This is a genomic window from Salibaculum sp. (assembly GCF_035270045.1).
Taxonomy (GTDB): Bacteria; Pseudomonadota; Alphaproteobacteria; order Rhodobacterales; family Rhodobacteraceae; genus Salibaculum.
On record NZ_DATFIP010000008.1, the window covers coordinates 1 to 17134 of the forward strand.

The following is a 17134-nucleotide window of genomic DNA, read 5'->3' on the forward strand; positions in this document are numbered from 1 at the left end:
GCCCTTGGACCTCGCCAGTTCCAGACCCTCTTCGTTCTCCGAAGGGTTGAAAAAGGTGATCAGCGTCTGCCCCGCCCGAAGCCGCTTAAGCTCCGTCTCCGTCGGAACACGAACCTTCGCAACAATATCAGAAGACTTCCACAAAGAGTCCGCAGATTTGAGGACGGTCACGCCCACCGCTTCATAATCGGCATCCGCGAAGTCGGCCTTGGCGCCGGCCCCGGACTGGATCAGGCACTCGTAGCCCAGTTTCTGCAGATCAACCGCGCTGTCCGGCGTCATTGCCACCCGTGCCTCGCCCTTCAGGATTTCCGCTGGTGTTCCGATCTTCATCCCTTGTCTTCCCCTTGTTCGGCGGCTGTTCGACCATTCGGTTGCAGGATCGCGAAATCGCAGCCCTCGTCGGCCTGAAGCACCTGCTCGGCATAGAGCCGGTCATAGCCGCGCCGCATCTCGGCCGGTTCGTTCTGCGAGACCCACGCGGCGCGGCGGCTTTCCAGCTCGGCCTCGTCGACCAGCAACTCGATACGCTTGTCCTTGACCGAAAGCCGGATACGATCCCCGTCGCGCACCAGCCCAAGCACGCCCCCGGTCGAGCTTTCCGGCGTCACATGCAGCACGATGGTGCCGAACGCGGTGCCCGACATGCGCGCATCCGAGATTCGCACCATGTCCTTGACGCCCTTGGAGCTGAGCTTGCGCGGGATCGGCAGGTAGCCGGCCTCGGGCATGCCCGAGGCGCTTTTCGGCCCGGCATTCTGGAGGACCATGAAATCGTCCTCGGTGATGTCGAGATCGGGGTCGTCGACGCGGGCCGCCAGGTCGGCCAGCGAGCTGAAGACCACCGCGCGGCCCTCTTTCTCGAACAGGCGCTCATCGGCGGCCGACCGTTTCAGGATCGCCCCGCGCGGCGCAAGGTTGCCGAACAGCGCGACCAGACCGCCCTGGGGTTCCAGGGGCTCTGCGGCCTTGGCGATGATCCGGCGGTCGACATAGCCCGGGTCTTCTTCCAGCCGGTCGCCCAGGGTTTCGCCCGAAACCGACAGCGTGTCGAGATGCAGGAGCGGCTTGAGCTCGCGCAGCACCGCCCCCATGCCGCCGGCAAAGAAGAAATCCTCCATGTAGGCCGACCCGACGGGCTTGAGGTTCACCAGGACCGGCGTCGTGTCGGACAATTCGTTCATCCGGTCCAGCGAGATCTTGATACCCATGCGTCCGGCGATGGCGGTCAGGTGGATGATGGCGTTGGTCGACCCGCCAAGGGCCAGCAGGACCCGCAGGGCATTTTCCACCGATTTCTCGGTCAGCAGCTGGCTGGGCTTGATCGGGTCGGTGATCATGCGCGCTGCCGCCAGGCCCGAAGCCTCGCCCGCGCGCAGGCGGTCCGCGTTGACCGCCGGGATCGCCGCCGTGCCGGGCAAGGAAAAACCGAGAGTTTCGGCGATGCAGGCCATGGTCGAGGCCGTGCCCATCACCGCGCAGGTGCCCGCCGTCGTGGCCAGGCGCCCCTCGATATGGTTGATCTCGTCATCCGAGACCTCGCCCGCACGGTACTTGCCCCAGAAGCGCCTGCAATCGGTGCAGGCCCCCAAGCGTTCCTCGCCGTGACGCGAGGTCATCATCGGCCCGGCCACCAGCTGCACCGCCGGCAGGTCGGCGGAGGCGGCGCCCATCAGCTGAGCCGGAACAGTCTTGTCGCATCCGCCCATCAGCACCACTGCGTCCATCGGCTGGGCGCGGATCATTTCCTCGGTGTCCATGGACATCAGGTTGCGGAACTTCAGGCTGGTCGGGCTGAGATAGACCTCGCCCAGCGAGATGGTGGGAAATTCCACCGGCAACCCGCCGCCCAGAAGGACCCCGCGCTTGACCGCCTCGATCAGTTCCGGGAAATGCCGGTGGCAACTGTTGAAGCCCGAGAAGCTGTTGGCGATACCGACGATGGGCTTTTTCAGAACGTCGCGGGAATAGCCCATGGAGGCTGCGAAGGACCGGCGCAGATAGACCGAGAAATCCCGGTCGCCGTAGTTGGTCAGGCCCCGTGCGAAGCCCTGTTCTTTCTCGTCTGTCATGTCGGCTTATCCCGCGAGTTTCATCTTGACGTATTTCGGATCGAGGTAGTCGTGGATGCCCAGCGACCCTCCCTCGCGGCCCATGCCGCTTTCCTTGACACCGCCGAAGGGGGCCTCGGCCGTGGCCAGAAGCATCTCGTTGACACCGACCATGCCCAGTTCCAGGTCTTCATAGGCCCGGGTCACCCGGCTGAGGTCATGCGAGAAGATGTAGCCGGCCAGCCCGAAGGGCAGCGAATTGGCGCGTTCGATCACCTCGTCATAATCGGTAAAGGTGGTGATCGGGGCGATGGGGCCGAATGGTTCCTCGGTCATCACCAGCGCGTCGTCGGGCACCCGGCCCAGTACGGTGGGTTCGACGAAATACCCCTTGTTGAACCCGGCGGGCGGCTTGCCCCCGGCCAGCAATTCGGCCCCGCGATCAAGCGCGTCCTGCGTCATGCGCTGGATGTTCTCCAGGCCCCGCTGATTGGCCATCGGGCCAACCTGCACGCCCTCGTCCAGCCCGCGCCCGACCTTGAGCGACTTGGCGATTTCGGCAAAGCGTTCGGCGAAGGCCTCGTAGCTGTTTTCGTGCACGTAAAAGCGCGTGGGCGAGATGCAGACCTGCCCGCAATTGCGGAACTTCGTGGGCGCGCAGATCTCGGCGGCCTGGCGGGCATCGAAATCGTCGAAGACCAGCACGGGCCCATGCCCGCCCAGTTCCATCGACACTTTCTTGACCCCTTCGGCAGCCAGCGACAGGATCTGCTTGCCCACGGGAACCGAGCCGGTGACGCTGACCTTGCGCACGATGGGCGAGCGGATCAGACGCGTGGCGATCTGGTTGGAACTGCCGGTCAGGAAGTTGACGACGCCGGGCGGAATGCCGGCATCGTGGCAGGCCTGAACCAGGGCCGCACAGCTGGCCGGGGTTTCCCCCGCCGGCTTGATGATGATCGCGCACCCGGCGGCAATGGCCGGGGCGATCTTGCGCGCCGGCAGAAGTGCCGGGAAATTCCATGCCGAAAAGGCCGCGACAACGCCGACGGGCTGATGGATCACCACCATGCGGCTGTCGGTCGTGCGGCTTCCGATCACCTGGCCGTAGATGCGCTTGGTTTCCTCGGAATACCATTCGAACTGGTCTGCGGCGGCGGCGGTTTCGCCCATGGACTCGGCCACGGGCTTGCCGGTTTCCAGCGACATCAGCTCGGCGATCTGTGCCTGGCGGTCACGGATCAGGTCGGCGGCTTTGCGGATTTTCGCGGCCCTGTCCCAGGTGCCGGTCTTGCGCCAGACCTCGAATCCCGCCTGCGCGGCGTCCAGGGCTGCGTCGATATCCGTCTCGGTGGCGGCCGCGATGGTTCCCAGCACGTCCTCCGTGGCCGGGTCGGTAACGGTCTTGGTCGCCTTGTCCGAGGCGGGTGTCCACTCTCCTCGAATGAAGAGATTGATATCCTGATACATGCCTGCCTCCCTTAAATCTTTGCTTTCAGGTATTCGCCCTGGACGTCCTCGACCCAGTTGCCCACGTTCCAGGACCCATAGGCCCCCATCCCGGCAATCGGGTCGCGCCCGGAATAGACCGGGATATGCACCAGCGAGAGCCCGTCATGGGCATGGGCCTCGGCCAGCGCCGCTTCGAGGTCCTCGCGCGAATGCCCGCCGAAGACCGCCTTGACGCCCATGACCGAGGCCGCCATCGCGGCATAGTCCACAGCAACGCTGTCATTGGTTTTGAACTCGCGGCCGTACTGGTCGTATTGCAGCCCGGTGATCGCGGCCATGCGACGGTTGTCGAACAGGGCCACCATGCCGCGCACCCCGTGTTCGACGGCGTCGATCAGGATCTGCGGGTTCATCATGAACGACCCGTCCCCGGTAAAGGCGATGCCGTATTTCGCGTCGCGGACGCCCGCCCCGCCCAGAAGCGCGGATCCCGAGAAACCCATGAAGGACGCGCCGGTTTCGGTATAGGTCTGGCCCGGCTGGTCATCCTCGACGATCTGGAACCCGTTGGCCTGAACGTCGCCGGCATCGAAGAACTTGATCGCGCCGGTCTCGTTGGCGAAGGTCGCAACGGTATGGATCGCTGCGGGCTGGGTCAGCACGGGGCGTTGCCAGACCTCGTCCTCGATCGGCGCGGCATGGATGCGCTTGGCCTTGAAGGCAGTCCATTCGTCCTTCTTGGCGGCGCAGTCGCGTCCCCACTCCTTGCGCATGCCGATGCCGCTGTCTTCGCCCAGCTCGGCCAACAGCAGGTCGATGACCGCGGTGATGTCGCCCGGCAGGCCGACCGTGTTGGCGTAATGGGTCAGGTCATCGAAATCGCCGTTGATGTTCAGCACCGCTTCGACATTCGGATAGCCGACACCCGAACAATCCGCCTGGCAGACCGCGCGGCTGCCGATGACGATCAGCGCGTCGGCATTCTGCATCGCGTAATTGCCGGAGATCGAGCCCTTGGATCCACCTACATGCATGTTCTGGGCATGCGCATCCATCATCACCCCGGTCGACCCGGGCGAGAGCACGACCGGCGCGCCGATCCGGCAAGCCAGGGCGCGCACGGCCTTGTAATGCGCCCGTGTGCCGCCGCCCGCCTTGATGACGATGCGCTTTCGGTTGCGTATGAAATCCACGGCCGCGCGCAGGTCATCGGACCGTGCCGGCGCCATCGGCGGCAACGCCTGCCGGGCGGGCAGCGTGGCGATGTTCACCTTGGTGCGCTGCGGCTGGGTGTTGATCGGCAGCATGATGAAGAACGGTCCCGCCTTGTAGGGGTGATGCACACAGGACGTGCCCCGCCGAAGGCATTCGCGCAGCGCCCCAGGCGTGTGCAGCGTGTAGGACTGGCCCATCAGCGCGGTTACCTTGCCGAAAACCCCCTGTTCGGGCTTGGGCACCTGCTGCATGTTGTAGCCTTCGCCCTGCGTGGTCTCGTCCCCGTAGATGTGGTAAAGGCCCACGCCGTTGGAGGCCGCAGCCAGGGAGCCGGCCATGGCCTGAAGCCCGCCCGGTCCGATAGAGGTGATGACCGCAGGCGTTTCACCGTAGACCCAGGCATGGGCTGTGGCGGCATGGGCCATCTCGACCTCGTTGCGGCAATTGATGACCTCGACGGCGCCTTGCTCGTGATAGATACGCAGCACCTCGCCAAGGTCGGTCGAGCCATGGCCGAAGATCGCGTAGTAGCGCCGCACGCCCTGCTTCATCAGCCCGATGACCAGCGCCTCGGACAGGGTCAAATCCTCGATCCCGTCGTCGGCATCGCCGCCCAGGGCTTCGTCGACGCTCTTGACGGCCAGTCTGATCGCTCTTTTCCGGATCTGCTTTTCCGTTTCTTCGGGCATTTGGTTATCGTCAAGCATCTGTGATCTCGATCTTTTCTTTGATTTTCTTTCTCAACTTCAGCTCCGCCACGACCTGCAATCCGATCACGCCCGCCGCCAGCGCGAAAAACACCAGCACCGTGGGCGAGGTCAGGAAGATGTCGAGGCTGCCGCCCGACAGCATCATGGCCGTGCGGAATTCGTTCTCGAGCGTCGGGCCAAGAACCATGCCCAGGATGATGGGCGTGATCGGCACGCGCACGGCGACCAGCACATAGGCCAGCAGGCCGATGGCCCCCATGGCGTAGATGTCAAAGGCGCTGTTGCGGATCGAGTAGGCGCCGATGGCACACAGGACCAGGACCGCGACCGCCAGCATCTCGCGCGGAATCTTGAGAACGTGCACGAAGATGCGGATGCCCATGAGCTGCAGGGCCAGCACCCAGACATAGGCCAGCGCCACGGCGACATACATGCCGTAGACCTCGCCAGCATTGTTCATGAACAGCGCCGGCCCGGGCTGGATGCCGTGGATCATCAGGCCCGCCAACACGATGGCCGTGGCCGGATCGCCCGGAATACCAAGCGACAGCAGCGGGATCAGCGTGCCGCCGGTTACCGCATTATTTGCGGCCTCGGGGGCGATGACGCCTTCCATGTTGCCCTTGCCGAAGCTCTGCGGCTTCTTGGAGAACCGCTTGGCATGGTCGTAGGCCAGGAAGGACGCGATGGCACCCCCGGTGCCGGGAATGGCGCCGATGCCCGTGCCCAGGGCCGAACAGCGCAGGATCAGGGAAATCTTGCCGAAGAGCAGTTTCAGAGAGGGCAGTTCGGCGCGCACTTTCGCGACACGCTGGGCCTGGGGGTCCGTTTCCCCCTTCCGGGCGAAGGCCTCGATGACGAAAGGCACGGCAAACAGGCCGATCATCGCCACCAACAGGTTGACCCCCTGCAGAAGGTTGATGCTGCCGAATGTCATCCGCGGGACGCCGTCGATGGCGTCGATGCCGACGGTCATGATCATCAGGCCCAGCACGCCTGAGATCAGCCCCTTGACCAGCGAGTCGCCGCATAGTCCGCAGATGGTGGACATCCCGAAAAGCACCAGCGCAAAGAGTTCCGCCGGCCCGAACCCGATAGCCAGCCGCGACACAAGGTCGACCGAAACGATCATCACCAGCAAGCTGAACAGCCCCCCGAACACCGAGACGATCACCGCGGTGCCAAGCGCGATCGAGGCTTGGCCCTGCTTGGTCATTTGATGGCCGTCCAACACGGTCGCCGCGGCCGAGGGTGTGCCGGGTATGCCTAGCAGGATCGCCGAAACGGACCCGCCGGTCATGCCGCCGATATAGGTCCCCAGAAGCAGGCCGATGGCAGGCACGGGATCCATGCCAAAGGTGATGGGAAGGGCAAGGGCCAGGGCGACCGTGAAGGTCAGGCCCGGGATCGAGCCGAAGATCAGCCCGACCAACGCCCCCAGGCCGATCGAAGCGATGGCCGCGGGCGTCAGGACAAGCGAAAGTGCGTCAAGAAAGAGGTCCATGTTCCTATCCGAGGTTGAGCCAAGTGCCGTTGGCCAGGTAGATTCCCAGAACTTTCTCGAAGAGCATCCAGCTGCCGACGGTCAGGCCCAGCGACATGCCAAGCAGCTTGACCGGAGAGCGTTCTCGCAGGCTGACCGCCATGGCCAGCAGAACGATGATCGGTGTGGCCAGAACGAAACCGATCTTCTCGAGAAGGAAGCCGTAGAGACAGATCTGCCCCAGAACCAACAGGGCGGGCACCCAGTCCAGGCGCGATGACTTGGGGATTTCCATGTCTCCGACGAACGTGTTGTCCTCCCGGTCCGACCGGGGCAGCGCGCTCAGCAGCAGAACCCCGGACAACACCATCAGGAGCGCTCCGAAGACCAACGGAAAGGCGCGGGCCCCGATATCCCCCGCCCCCTGGCCCGGGCGGATCGTGTCGATGACCAACCAGGTCCAGACCGCACCCAGCAGCAGAAGCACCGTTGCGACAATGATATCCTGGACACGGTTGGTCATCTTCATGATCCTCTTGCCGATTTGGTGGCTGCTACTGGGCCATGCCCAACTGTTGCAGCAGTTCACCATAGAAGGCGTCGTCGCTTTCTATCAGGGCGTCAAATGCCTCGGCGTCCAGGAATGCCGGCGCGAAGCCGATATTGCCTGCCGCATTCTGAAAGTCCTCGCTGGCTACCGCGGCCTCGGCCGCCGCCTGGAGGGTGGCAACGACGTCATCGGGCGTCCCTGCGGGCGCCGCCAGGCCACGCCACATCGAGATGTTGACATCGACGTCCTGTTCCTGGGCGGTCGGCACATCCGGCAGGATGGCGACCCGCTCTTCGCCAGTCACGGCGATAACGTTCAGATCACCGGTTTCGACATAAGACACGAACTGGCCCGGCCACTGGATGGCCGCGTCGATCCGACCGGCCAGAAGCTCGACTGGCGCATTGCCTTTCCCGTAGGAGATATAGGCAACCTTGTCGCCGACGCCCATTGCATCGAACAGCGCCGCCGAGGTCAGGTGGGTGAACGAACCCTTGCCAGAGATGCCCACGTTGAACCGGCCATCCGTTTCTTCCACAGCCGCCTTCAGGTCGGCCAAGGTATCCCAGCCGGTGTCGCTATTGACGGCCAGGGCCGGGATCTCGGTCGAAACGCGCGCGATCGGCGTGAAGGCGGAGTGATCGAAGGGCACGCGACCCGTGTGGTGTGCCGTGCTGATCGAGTTCGAGTTCCACACGACATTATAGCCATCCGGCGCGGTCGCGACCACGTGCGAATAGCCCACGGCACCGCCGCCGCCGGTGCGGCTGACGGGCACAACTGGCTCGCCCAGTTCCTCGGTCATCAGCTCGGATAACAGCTGCGCGATGGTATTTGCGGTACCGCCGAACAGAATGGTCATTTCGACCGGCTTTTCCGGATAGTCAGCCTTGGCGGTCCCGCCGAACGCCATAAGCCCGGCGGTCACGGCCACTGTCAGCCCACTCTTGATACTTGTCTTGAGTTTCATGTCTTCCTCCCTTGGAATTGTTGGCCGATCCCGCGTGGGATCAGACCTTGGCGCTTTGGTGTCTTGCGGCTTCGGCGCGCTCCAACCGGGCCGACTGTGCGATCTGTTCCCTCCCCGGAACATGGTTTCGCAACGCTTCGAGGATCCTTTCCGGGGTCGCAGGAAGGGATTTGATCCTGACGCCGATGGCGTCGTAGATCGCGTTCATGATCGCCGGGGCGGTCGGCACCAGGGCCGGTTCGCCGATCCCCTTGGCCCTGAGAGGGCTTTTCGGATCCGGGTCCTCGACGATCGAGCAGTTGATCTGGGGAATATCCAGCGAGGTCGGCAGGATATACTTGGCGAAGCCATGGGTTATCGCATGGCCCTTCTCGGTGGTGTATTCCTCCATCAAGGCCTGTCCCAGGCCCTGCACCACGCCGCCCTCGATCTGGCCCTCGACGCCGCGCGGGTTGATCGCGCGACCCACATCATGGGCGGCCCAGATGCCCAGCACCTGCACCTCGCCGGTCCAGGTATCCACCTCGACCTCGGCCACCTGGGTGCCGAAGACATAGGCCTGCCAGGGGCTGCCGGAGCCATCGACCGGGTCCAGCCCGGTGCCATGGGCGGTGAACGAGGCCGACCCCACGGGCACAACGCCGCGCCCCTTGCAGGTGGCGACGGCGTCTTCCATCGTCATCCGAAGGTTCGTGTCCTCGGCCCAGATTTCGCCGTTGAAGGCGCGCAGGCTCTCGACCGGCACGTCCCAGTGATCGGCGATTTCCTCGAAAAGCGCGTCTCGCGCCTCGCGGGCGGCCAGGGCCACCGAATTACCGATCATGTAGGTCTGGCGGGTCGCACCGGCATGGGCCGCCTCGGGGGCTCGGGAGGTGTCGTTGTCACCGATTGTCACATCCTCGGGACGAATGCCCATTTCCTCGGCCGCCACCTGCGCCAGCACCGTCAGGATGCCTTCGCCAATCTCGGTGACGCCGGTGACCACCTTGCCGGTGCCCCCGTCATCCAGTTCCGCCCAGGCACCGGCCCGGTCGATCGTCGCGGTCCGCGCGATGCCATACCAACTCGCCGCCATGCCGCGGCCACGCTTCATCTTGCTGGTCATCATGCCACCCTTTCCGATTCATCGCTGTCCGTGGAGGCCTTCTTGATCCGCGCACCCAATGTGCAGGGCTGCCGTGTATCGGGGCCGTTCAGATCCTTGCGGGTCGCGCCGCGCACCCGGGGCGCGCCCTTTTCCCAGCGGGAGGCCTGTTCCGCCGCGTCCATGACGCGATCGAGCGAGGCGGTTTCGAGCGTCTGCTGCGTATGGGTCTTGGCGCCGATCTTCATCATGTTGACCCGGCGGATCTCGAACGGGTCCATGTCCAGCGCCTCGGCGGCCATGTCCATCATGCTTTCGGTCGCGAATTGCGCCTGCATCCCCCCGAATGTCCGGAACGCGCCCGATGGCGTGTTGTTGGTGTAGACCACCCGGGTATCGACCTTGAGGTTATGCACCTCGTAGGGCCCGCAGGACAGGATTGCCGCCTTGCGCATCACACCCTCGCTGGACATGCCGAAGGCGCCGCCGTCGGACAGCATGTCGAACTCGATCGCGGTGACCCGCCCATCCCATTTCACGCCCATGCGGTAATGCACGCGCGACGGGTGCCGTTTGGCCGAGGCGATCAGGCTTTCCTCTCGGGTGAAGTTCAGCTGCACCGGGCGATGGGTCTTCATTGCCGCCAGCGCCAACATGCCCTGGTAGATCATGTCTTCCTTGCCGCCGAAACCGCCGCCGACCGGGCTCATGATGAAGCGCACCTTGTTGATCGGCTTGGCGATGATCTCGGCCAGCATGTGCCGGTGATGCGAGATGTTCTGCGACGGAGAGATCACGACGACCACGTCATCGGGATCGACATAGGCGATACCGGCCTCGGGTTCGAGATAGGCATGTTCGACCTGTTGGGTCGTGAAATCGTCCTCCAGGATCAGGTCGGCCTCGGCAAAGCCTGCGGTCACGTCGCCCTTGCGCACGGGGATGTGCTTGATCAGGTTATCCCGGGCGTAATCGTGGATCACAGGCGCGCCGGGGTCCATCGCCTGCCCCGGATCGAACAGGCCCGGAAGTTCTTCGTATTCCACCTTGATCTTCGACAGGGCGCGGCGCGCGGTCACCAGGTCTTCGGCGGCCACGGCGGCCACGGCCTCGCCCACATGTCGTACCTTGTCGCGGGCCATGATCGGCTGGTCGTGGACGAAGACACCGAACCCATCGGTGCCCGGCACATCCTGTGCGGTGATCACGCAGGCCACGCCGTCCATCGCCTCGGCCTCGCTGGTGTCGATCGACAGGATGCGGGCATGGGCATGGGGCGAACGCAGCACCTGCATCTGCAGCATGTCCGGCATCTTGATGTCGGCAGCATATTTCAGGCGGCCCGAGACCTTCGAGGGCGCGTCCAACCGGCGCACATTGGCACCGATGAAGCTGTCATCGACCGTGTCTTCCTCAAGAGCGGTTTCCGGGACCGTACCGGCGATCACGCCCTTGGCGATCTCGACCGCCTCGAAAATCTTGGTGTAGCCGGTGCAGCGGCAGATATTGCCGCCCAGGCGTTCCTTGATCTCCTCGATATCGGCCTGGGGGTTTTCCCGCAGGGCCGAGGTCGCCGCCATGACCATGCCGGGAATGCAATAGCCGCACTGACTGGCCCCGGTCTTGTGAAAGGCCCGCTGCATCGGCGTCAGATCGCCTGGCTTGGCCAAGCCCTCGATGGTTTCGATCTTCGCGCCGCTGGCCTTGCCGGCGGGCATCAGGCAGGACTTGACCAGCTTGCCATCCACAAAGACGGAACAGGTGCCGCATTCGCCGGCGCCACAGCCTTCCTTGGTGCCGGTCAGGTTCAGATCATCCCGCAGGAAATCCAGCAGGCGCTTGTGCGGTTCGGTTTCACGATTGACCTTGCGGCCGTTGACTTCGGCTTCGATCCTGAGCTTAGGCATTGATCTGCTCCTCCTGATCTTCGAATTTCACGTCGATATCCGGCTGGTTCGTCAGGGCATCCTCCAAAGCGGCGCGGATGAAGTTCACCACCACCTCGCGGCGGTATTCCTGGCGGCTGCGCGAGCCCACCCGATCAGCAGCCGCCTGTGCGACCTGTTCGATCAGCGCATGCGAGATGCGTTCTCCGCGCAGCGAATTCTCGGTCTCGATCATGCGGATCGGGCTCGGTCCGACCCCGCCCAAGGCAAGACGCACATCCTCGAATACGCGGCCGTCGCGATCGGTCTTGACCAGGGCGGCACAGCAGGCCACCGAGATCACCAGCGACCGGCGCAGTCCTACCTTCTGGAACGACCCGCCAAAGCCGTTGCAGGCATCGACGATCACCGCCGTGGCGATCTCGTCCTGCGCAATCTGGGTGCGGCCCGGGCCGGTGATGAAATCCACCACCGGGACCCGGCGCCGCACGATTTGCCCGCCGTCGAGCCGTGCCAGCTCGATCTCGCCATTGAGCGCCACGACGGCGGGCGTGCCATCCGCGACCGGAGACGCGTTGACAAGGTTTCCAGTCAAAGAGGCCTGTTCCCGGATCTGGTCGTCGGCGAACCAGATCGCGCAATAGGGCATGCAGGGCAGGCTGCGCATAAGAGTCACGTCGGTCAGAAAATCCTGATAGACCGTGTTGGCGCCCAGCCGGATGCGGCCCTTTTCGAAAGCATAGCCATCAATGTCCGGAATTCGGGTGACATCCACCATTTCGGGCAGATGCACGTCCCCTGCCCGGCCCTCGCGGGCCCAGGGCAGGATGTCCGTCGCTCCGGAGACGAGCCTGCTTCCCTCGGCGGCATTGGCCCACAAGGTCAGCGCCTCTTCCAGGCTCGTCGGCATGTGATACACGTCGTAGGTCAGCATGGCTGTCTCCTGTGTTGCGAGATTACTCGGCCGCGACCTTGTTCGAGGCTGCGTGGGGGTTCTTGACGACGACCTTGATCGCGTCCTCGACCCGGTCCTTGGCGTAGCGAAGGGCCTCTTCCAGGTCACCCATCTCGAAGGTGTGGGTGTGGATCAGCGTGGAGTCGAACCGCTTTTGACGCATGAAGGCCTCGGCGCGGTGCGTGGCGGTCTTGCCCTCGCCGCGGATGCCGTAGAGGTAGATGTTGTTGCGCACCAGGTAGGCGACATCGACCTCGGGGCTGTTGCCGGGGAACGCCGCCAGGCAGATCTTGCCGCCGCGGTTCACCATCTGCGCCGCCTCATTCAGGCCATTGGGCGCGCCGGCGCATTCGACGACGTAGTCGACGCCCTTGCCGCCGGTCAGTTCGCGGACCTTTTCGACCACGTCCTCGTTACGTACGTTGATCACGTGGTCGGCGCCCAGCTGCTTGCCGATCTCCAGGCGGTTGTCGCGGGTGCCGGTCAGGATGACGGGCTGCGCGCCAAGCGCCTTGGCGACAGCCGCGCCAAGCAGGCCGATCGGGCCCGGGCCGGTCACCACGACGCTCTCGCCGGCGACAAGGCCGCCCAATTCGGTCAGGCCATACATTGCCGTGCCCGCGGTCACGACCAGCGTGGCCTCTTCGTCGGACATGGAATCGTCGACATGGATCAGCGTGTTGATGTTGTTCACCGCGTATTCGGCAAAGCCGCCATCGGTGGTGAAACCGTTGGCGCGGTGTCCCTTGTCCACGTTGCCGTAGTTCTTGCCGTAGTTGTGGCAAGACGTGTACATCCCCTGGCGGCAGCGCTTGCACTGGCCGCAGCCGGCATGGATCTCGACTGTCACGCGTTCACCGATCTCGTATTCGTCGACACCCGGCCCGAGGGCGACAACGGTGCCCATGTATTCATGCCCAGGGGTGAAATTCTTGTTGAACGGGTCGCCGCCTTCGATCTGGGCCGGCGGACCGTGATGGATGATTTCGAGGTCGGTGGCGCAGATCGCCACGGCGTCGATGCGCACCAGCACTTCGGCCTTGCCCGGCACCGGAACCGGCTTCTCGGACAGGGTCAGTTCGCCGGGATCGCCCAGCACCCAGGCCTTCATCTTCTCGGGGACGGGATGGGTCTCACTGGTGGTCACTGTATCGGGCATGGACATGTGTCGGTCTCCTTGTAGATTGATCTGATATTCAGGTTTTCAGGTTGCGCAGCTTGTTGGAAAACGCGTTGGCCGCGCTGATCATTTCCTTGATCAGGTAGCCGCGGTATTCCTCGGTGGCGCGGTGGGCTGGAACGGTGACGGATATGGACCCGAGCACCGCGCCCGCGCCTTCGCGAATGGTGGCGCCTATACAGACGATGCCCTCGCGGAACTCCTCGTCATCGACGGAATATTTCAGGCGGCGGACCAGCCGCAGTTCCTCGACCAGGCCGGACAGCGATGTGATACTGCGGGGCGTGTAGGACGACAGCCCGTTGGACGAGATGATGCGCACCAATTCGGTGTCGGGAATCCAGGCCAGGATCGCCTTGCCCGTCGCGGTCGCATGAAGCGCGGTCATTTTCTCGACCTCGCTGGCCTCGGCCACTTCATCGTCGGGGTCAGCGAAGCTGAGCTTGGTCAAGAGGGATGTGTCGCTTAGTTGGGCGAATTGCACGCCATGGCCCAGCCGCTTGCCCAGCGCCTTCAACTCGTCGGCCAAAAGGACATCCGGGTCGCGTTCGCCTTCGGAAATCTCGACCAATTCGCCCAGGCGGGTACCAAGCGCGTAACCCTTCACCCGGCCCAGATGCGCCACGAACCCTTTCTTGACCAGTGTGGTGATCAAGTGATGGCACGTCGAAATGTTGAGCTCGAGCCGCTCGGATATTTCCGAAACGGTCACGCCATCGCGTTCCTGGGCCACGATCTCAAGAACATTCAGGGCGCGTTCCACCGACTGTATGGTGCGGCCGCCCATCTCCTCGGGAAGCTGGTCAAGCTTGACGACCTTCGCCTCCGGCGTCCCGTCGCGTCCCTGCCTGCCTGGCTTGCGTGGTGTCATCGTGGTCCTCTCCCTGTTCACAAAGCATCAGGATGAGGGCCGCTTCTGGCAAGGAAATTTGGTATGATCGTTAGTAATTTGATATTATCAAATAAAGTGCTCGAAAAGTCGGAACGTGTCCCAAAGACCCGGCTTAAGACCAAGGCAGTCTCGGCTCTCAACTGCGAGCACGATCAGCCTAGGCTCGCATCCACATATGGCAGTCGTTGAACCGGCAGGGCCACGCTGCACCCTGTCGCTCCTGACCAACCGTTTATTGATCGAATGGGCTTTTGCTCCGAATCCGCGCAGGCATCTTTGAAGAGCCTCCGCCGGTGCGCCCGGTCCGCGGAATTATTCTCAGATATCCAAGTCCCTGATCGGCAGGGTTTTCCCGCGACCGACCACTTGCTAGTCTTCTCTCACGGCAGCATCCTCCATGAAGTCGCGGCTACGAGGATCCGCATGCTTCCTGTGATCCTCGTGAGGGGCCCCGCGCACATGCTGGCACCCTGTCATGCCTACCCGCCGCATCATGCGACAGCGCGGGACCGGGTGACGCAAGTCGGGCAGACCTTCGGCGCCAGACCACGAATGGCAATCCGTGAGTTCGTTGAAGGTTGGTACGATCCTGGCAGCCAACACTCGGCTCCGGGTTATCTCTCACCAACAGACAGTGAGAATCTCGTTTATGTCAGGTGATCCTACAGCCCGTTACCGTCAACGACCCCGGGCCAACTCAGGTTCAAGCTCCAAGGGGGCATGACCTTGGCCGCCTCGCAGCCATCCGGTGATAAATGTTCACAGCGCTGCGCCCACACTTCACCGTGCTGGCTTTTTGACTGGCAAGGTGCCAACATAGACCTTACCTTTCGGCAGCATGGATGATCCTCACTGCATTCTCTCTCGGCTGCCGGCACGGCTGAAGCAGGCACGTCAGGCGCAGGGTCTGTCCCTTGACGCGGTCGCCAAGCTGTCGGGCGTGTCGCGCAGCATGGTCAGCCAGATCGAGCGTGGCGAGTCCTCGCCCACCGTCTCGACGCTATGGAACCTGACCCGTGCCTTGCAGGTCGATTTCGCGGGTCTGCTTGAAGACCAGGTGAACAGCCAGATCGAAGTCCTGCGCGCGTCCGAGGTTCCGAGCATCGAGAACCACGGCGCGGGCTGCACGATCCGCATCCTTTCACCGCCCGAGGATGCCGAGCACCACGAGGTCTACGAGTTGCACTTCGCCGAGGGCGGCGTTCTGGATTCGGCGCCGCATATCCGCGGGACGACAGAGAACCTGACCGTGATCGAGGGCAAGCTGGTCGTGACCAGTGGCGAGGTTTCGGAACGACTGAAGGCGGGTGAGACCGCGCGCTATGCGGCGGATGTGCCTCACCGGCTGCAGGCCGAGGACCGCGCGCGCGCCTTTCTCGTCGTGAAGGGCGGGTGACACCGGCGCGATAGGGCTTCCGATCATCATATTCCCATATTGCGGAAATTTTCCAATATGGTAGAATGGTAGCCACGTCGTCATCAGCATCGATTCAGGGGGCTTGTGTCTTGTCCGATCAATTCTTCCACGACATCAAAGCCACGCTTGCCGGGATCGAGGCCGATGGCCTGATGAAGCGAGAGCGATTGATGACCTCACCTCAGGCGGCCGAGGTCGTTGTGGGCAGCCGTGAAGTCATAAATCTCTGCGCCAACAATTATCTGGGGCTGGCCGATCATCCCGACCTGGTCCGGGCGGCGCGAGACGCCATGGACGACCACGGTTTCGGGATGGCCTCGGTCCGCTTCATCTGCGGCACGCAAGACCTGCATCGGCAGCTCGAAAAGAAATTGGCCGGCTTCCTGAACAAGGACGATTCGATCCTTTTCGCGGCCTGTTTCGACGCCAATGGCGGGTTGTTCGAGCCACTGCTGGGGCCCGAAGACGCGATCATCTCGGACAGCCTCAACCATGCCTCGATCATCGACGGCATCCGTCTGTGCAAGGCCCGGCGCTATCGCTACGCGAACAATGACATGGCCGACCTGGAGGCCAATCTGAAGGCCGCGCGCAACGATGGCGCACGGCACGTCATGATCGCCACGGACGGCGTTTTCTCGATGGACGGTTATCTCGCCGATCTTCCCGCGATCACGCGGCTGGCTCGGGCGTATGACGCGCTGGTGATGGTGGATGACTGCCATGCCACGGGCTTCATGGGCCCGCGGGGAACGGGAACCCCTGAACACTTTGGCGTTGATGTCGACATCCTGACCGGGACGCTGGGCAAGGCCCTGGGCGGTGCGATGGGCGGCTATATCGCCGGTCCGCAGCCGGTGATTGACCTGTTGCGGCAGCGCGCGCGGCCCTACCTGTTCTCGAACGCATTGCCACCGCCGATCGTCGCCGCCGGACTGGAAGCGATCCGTCTGGTCGAGCAGACGCCGGACCTGCGTAAAAGGCTGTTCGACAACGCCCGCTATTGGCGCGCGGGTCTTGAGAAGTTGGGCTTCGATCTTCTCGACGGCGAACACCCGATCATCCCGGTGATGCTGGGCGAGGCGCCCCTTGCACAACAGATGGCGGCCGGCCTTTTCGAGGAGGGTGTCTACGTCTCGGGGTTCTTCTTCCCCGTTGTGCCGCACGGACAGGCCCGTATCCGCACCCAGATGAACGCGGCGCTGACCACCGAGCAACTGGACCGCGCGCTTGCCGCGTTCGGCAAGGTCGGCCGCGACCTGGGCGTGATCGCATGAACCTGCCGAACA

Annotated in this window: 13 protein-coding genes and 1 pseudogene; 2 read left to right on the forward strand and 12 right to left on the reverse strand. The window is 63.6% G+C overall.

Features of this window, described 5'->3' with window-relative positions; all coding sequences use genetic code 11:
• The 12 genes and pseudogenes from VJ897_RS01740 to VJ897_RS01795 form a co-directional block, all read right to left on the reverse strand.
• A pseudogene (locus VJ897_RS01740) lies at nt 1-333 on the reverse strand (Re/Si-specific NAD(P)(+) transhydrogenase subunit alpha); the annotation flags it as partial.
• Complete coding sequence (locus tag VJ897_RS01745) at nt 330-2072, reverse strand: dihydroxy-acid dehydratase (protein WP_324052676.1); 1743 nt, start codon at nt 2070-2072, stop codon at nt 330-332. The pseudogene VJ897_RS01740 and the gene VJ897_RS01745, both read right to left, overlap by 4 nt.
• A 6-nt stretch (nt 2073-2078) precedes the next feature.
• Nucleotides 2079-3521 carry an NAD-dependent succinate-semialdehyde dehydrogenase gene (locus VJ897_RS01750; RefSeq protein ID WP_324052678.1) on the reverse strand — a complete coding sequence of 481 codons (1443 nt, stop codon included), beginning with the start codon at nt 3519-3521 and terminating at the stop codon, nt 2079-2081.
• 11 nt (nt 3522-3532) lie between these two features.
• Nucleotides 3533-5407 (reverse strand): thiamine pyrophosphate-dependent enzyme, encoded by a 1875-nt coding sequence (locus tag VJ897_RS01755; protein ID WP_324052680.1) that lies wholly within the window; start codon nt 5405-5407, stop codon nt 3533-3535.
• A 10-nt stretch (nt 5408-5417) separates the two neighbouring features.
• Nucleotides 5418-6932 (reverse strand): tripartite tricarboxylate transporter permease, encoded by a 1515-nt coding sequence (locus VJ897_RS01760; RefSeq protein ID WP_324052682.1) that lies wholly within the window; start codon nt 6930-6932, stop codon nt 5418-5420.
• 4 nt (nt 6933-6936) lie between these two features.
• On the reverse strand, nt 6937-7434 hold the full coding sequence (locus VJ897_RS01765; RefSeq protein WP_324052684.1) for a tripartite tricarboxylate transporter TctB family protein: 498 nt from the start codon (nt 7432-7434) through the stop codon (nt 6937-6939).
• 31 nt (nt 7435-7465) lie between these two features.
• On the reverse strand, nt 7466-8431 hold the full coding sequence (locus tag VJ897_RS01770; RefSeq protein WP_324052687.1) for a Bug family tripartite tricarboxylate transporter substrate binding protein: 966 nt from the start codon (nt 8429-8431) through the stop codon (nt 7466-7468).
• Nucleotides 8432-8471: 40 nt separating this feature from the next.
• Nucleotides 8472-9536 carry a xanthine dehydrogenase family protein molybdopterin-binding subunit gene (locus tag VJ897_RS01775; protein WP_324052689.1) on the reverse strand — a complete coding sequence of 355 codons (1065 nt, stop codon included), beginning with the start codon at nt 9534-9536 and terminating at the stop codon, nt 8472-8474.
• Nucleotides 9536-11422 (reverse strand): molybdopterin-dependent oxidoreductase, encoded by a 1887-nt coding sequence (locus VJ897_RS01780; protein WP_324052690.1) that lies wholly within the window; start codon nt 11420-11422, stop codon nt 9536-9538. Before VJ897_RS01780 ends, VJ897_RS01775 begins: the two co-directional genes overlap by 1 nt.
• The gene (locus VJ897_RS01785) at nt 11415-12335 is read right to left on the reverse strand and encodes an FAD binding domain-containing protein (RefSeq protein ID WP_324052692.1); all 921 of its coding nucleotides are present in this window, start codon (nt 12333-12335) and stop codon (nt 11415-11417) included. The genes VJ897_RS01780 and VJ897_RS01785 overlap by 8 nt, the downstream gene beginning before the upstream one ends.
• 22 nt (nt 12336-12357) lie before the next feature.
• Nucleotides 12358-13521: a zinc-dependent alcohol dehydrogenase gene (locus VJ897_RS01790; protein WP_324052694.1), complete on the reverse strand. Its 1164-nt coding sequence runs from the start codon at nt 13519-13521 to the stop codon at nt 12358-12360.
• Nucleotides 13522-13552: 31 nt separating this feature from the next.
• A complete protein-coding gene (locus tag VJ897_RS01795) occupies nt 13553-14407 on the reverse strand; it encodes an IclR family transcriptional regulator (protein ID WP_324052696.1) in 855 nt (284 codons plus the stop codon).
• Nucleotides 14408-15266: 859 nt separating this feature from the next.
• Here VJ897_RS01795 and relB point away from each other — a divergent pair.
• Together relB and kbl are read left to right on the forward strand one after the other, a co-directional pair.
• Nucleotides 15267-15824 (forward strand): type II toxin-antitoxin system RelB family anti-toxin, encoded by a 558-nt coding sequence (gene relB / locus VJ897_RS01800; protein ID WP_324052698.1) that lies wholly within the window; start codon nt 15267-15269, stop codon nt 15822-15824.
• 110 nt (nt 15825-15934) lie between these two features.
• Nucleotides 15935-17122 carry a glycine C-acetyltransferase gene (kbl, locus tag VJ897_RS01805; RefSeq protein WP_324052700.1) on the forward strand — a complete coding sequence of 396 codons (1188 nt, stop codon included), beginning with the start codon at nt 15935-15937 and terminating at the stop codon, nt 17120-17122.
• Nucleotides 17123-17134 lie beyond the last annotated feature (12 nt).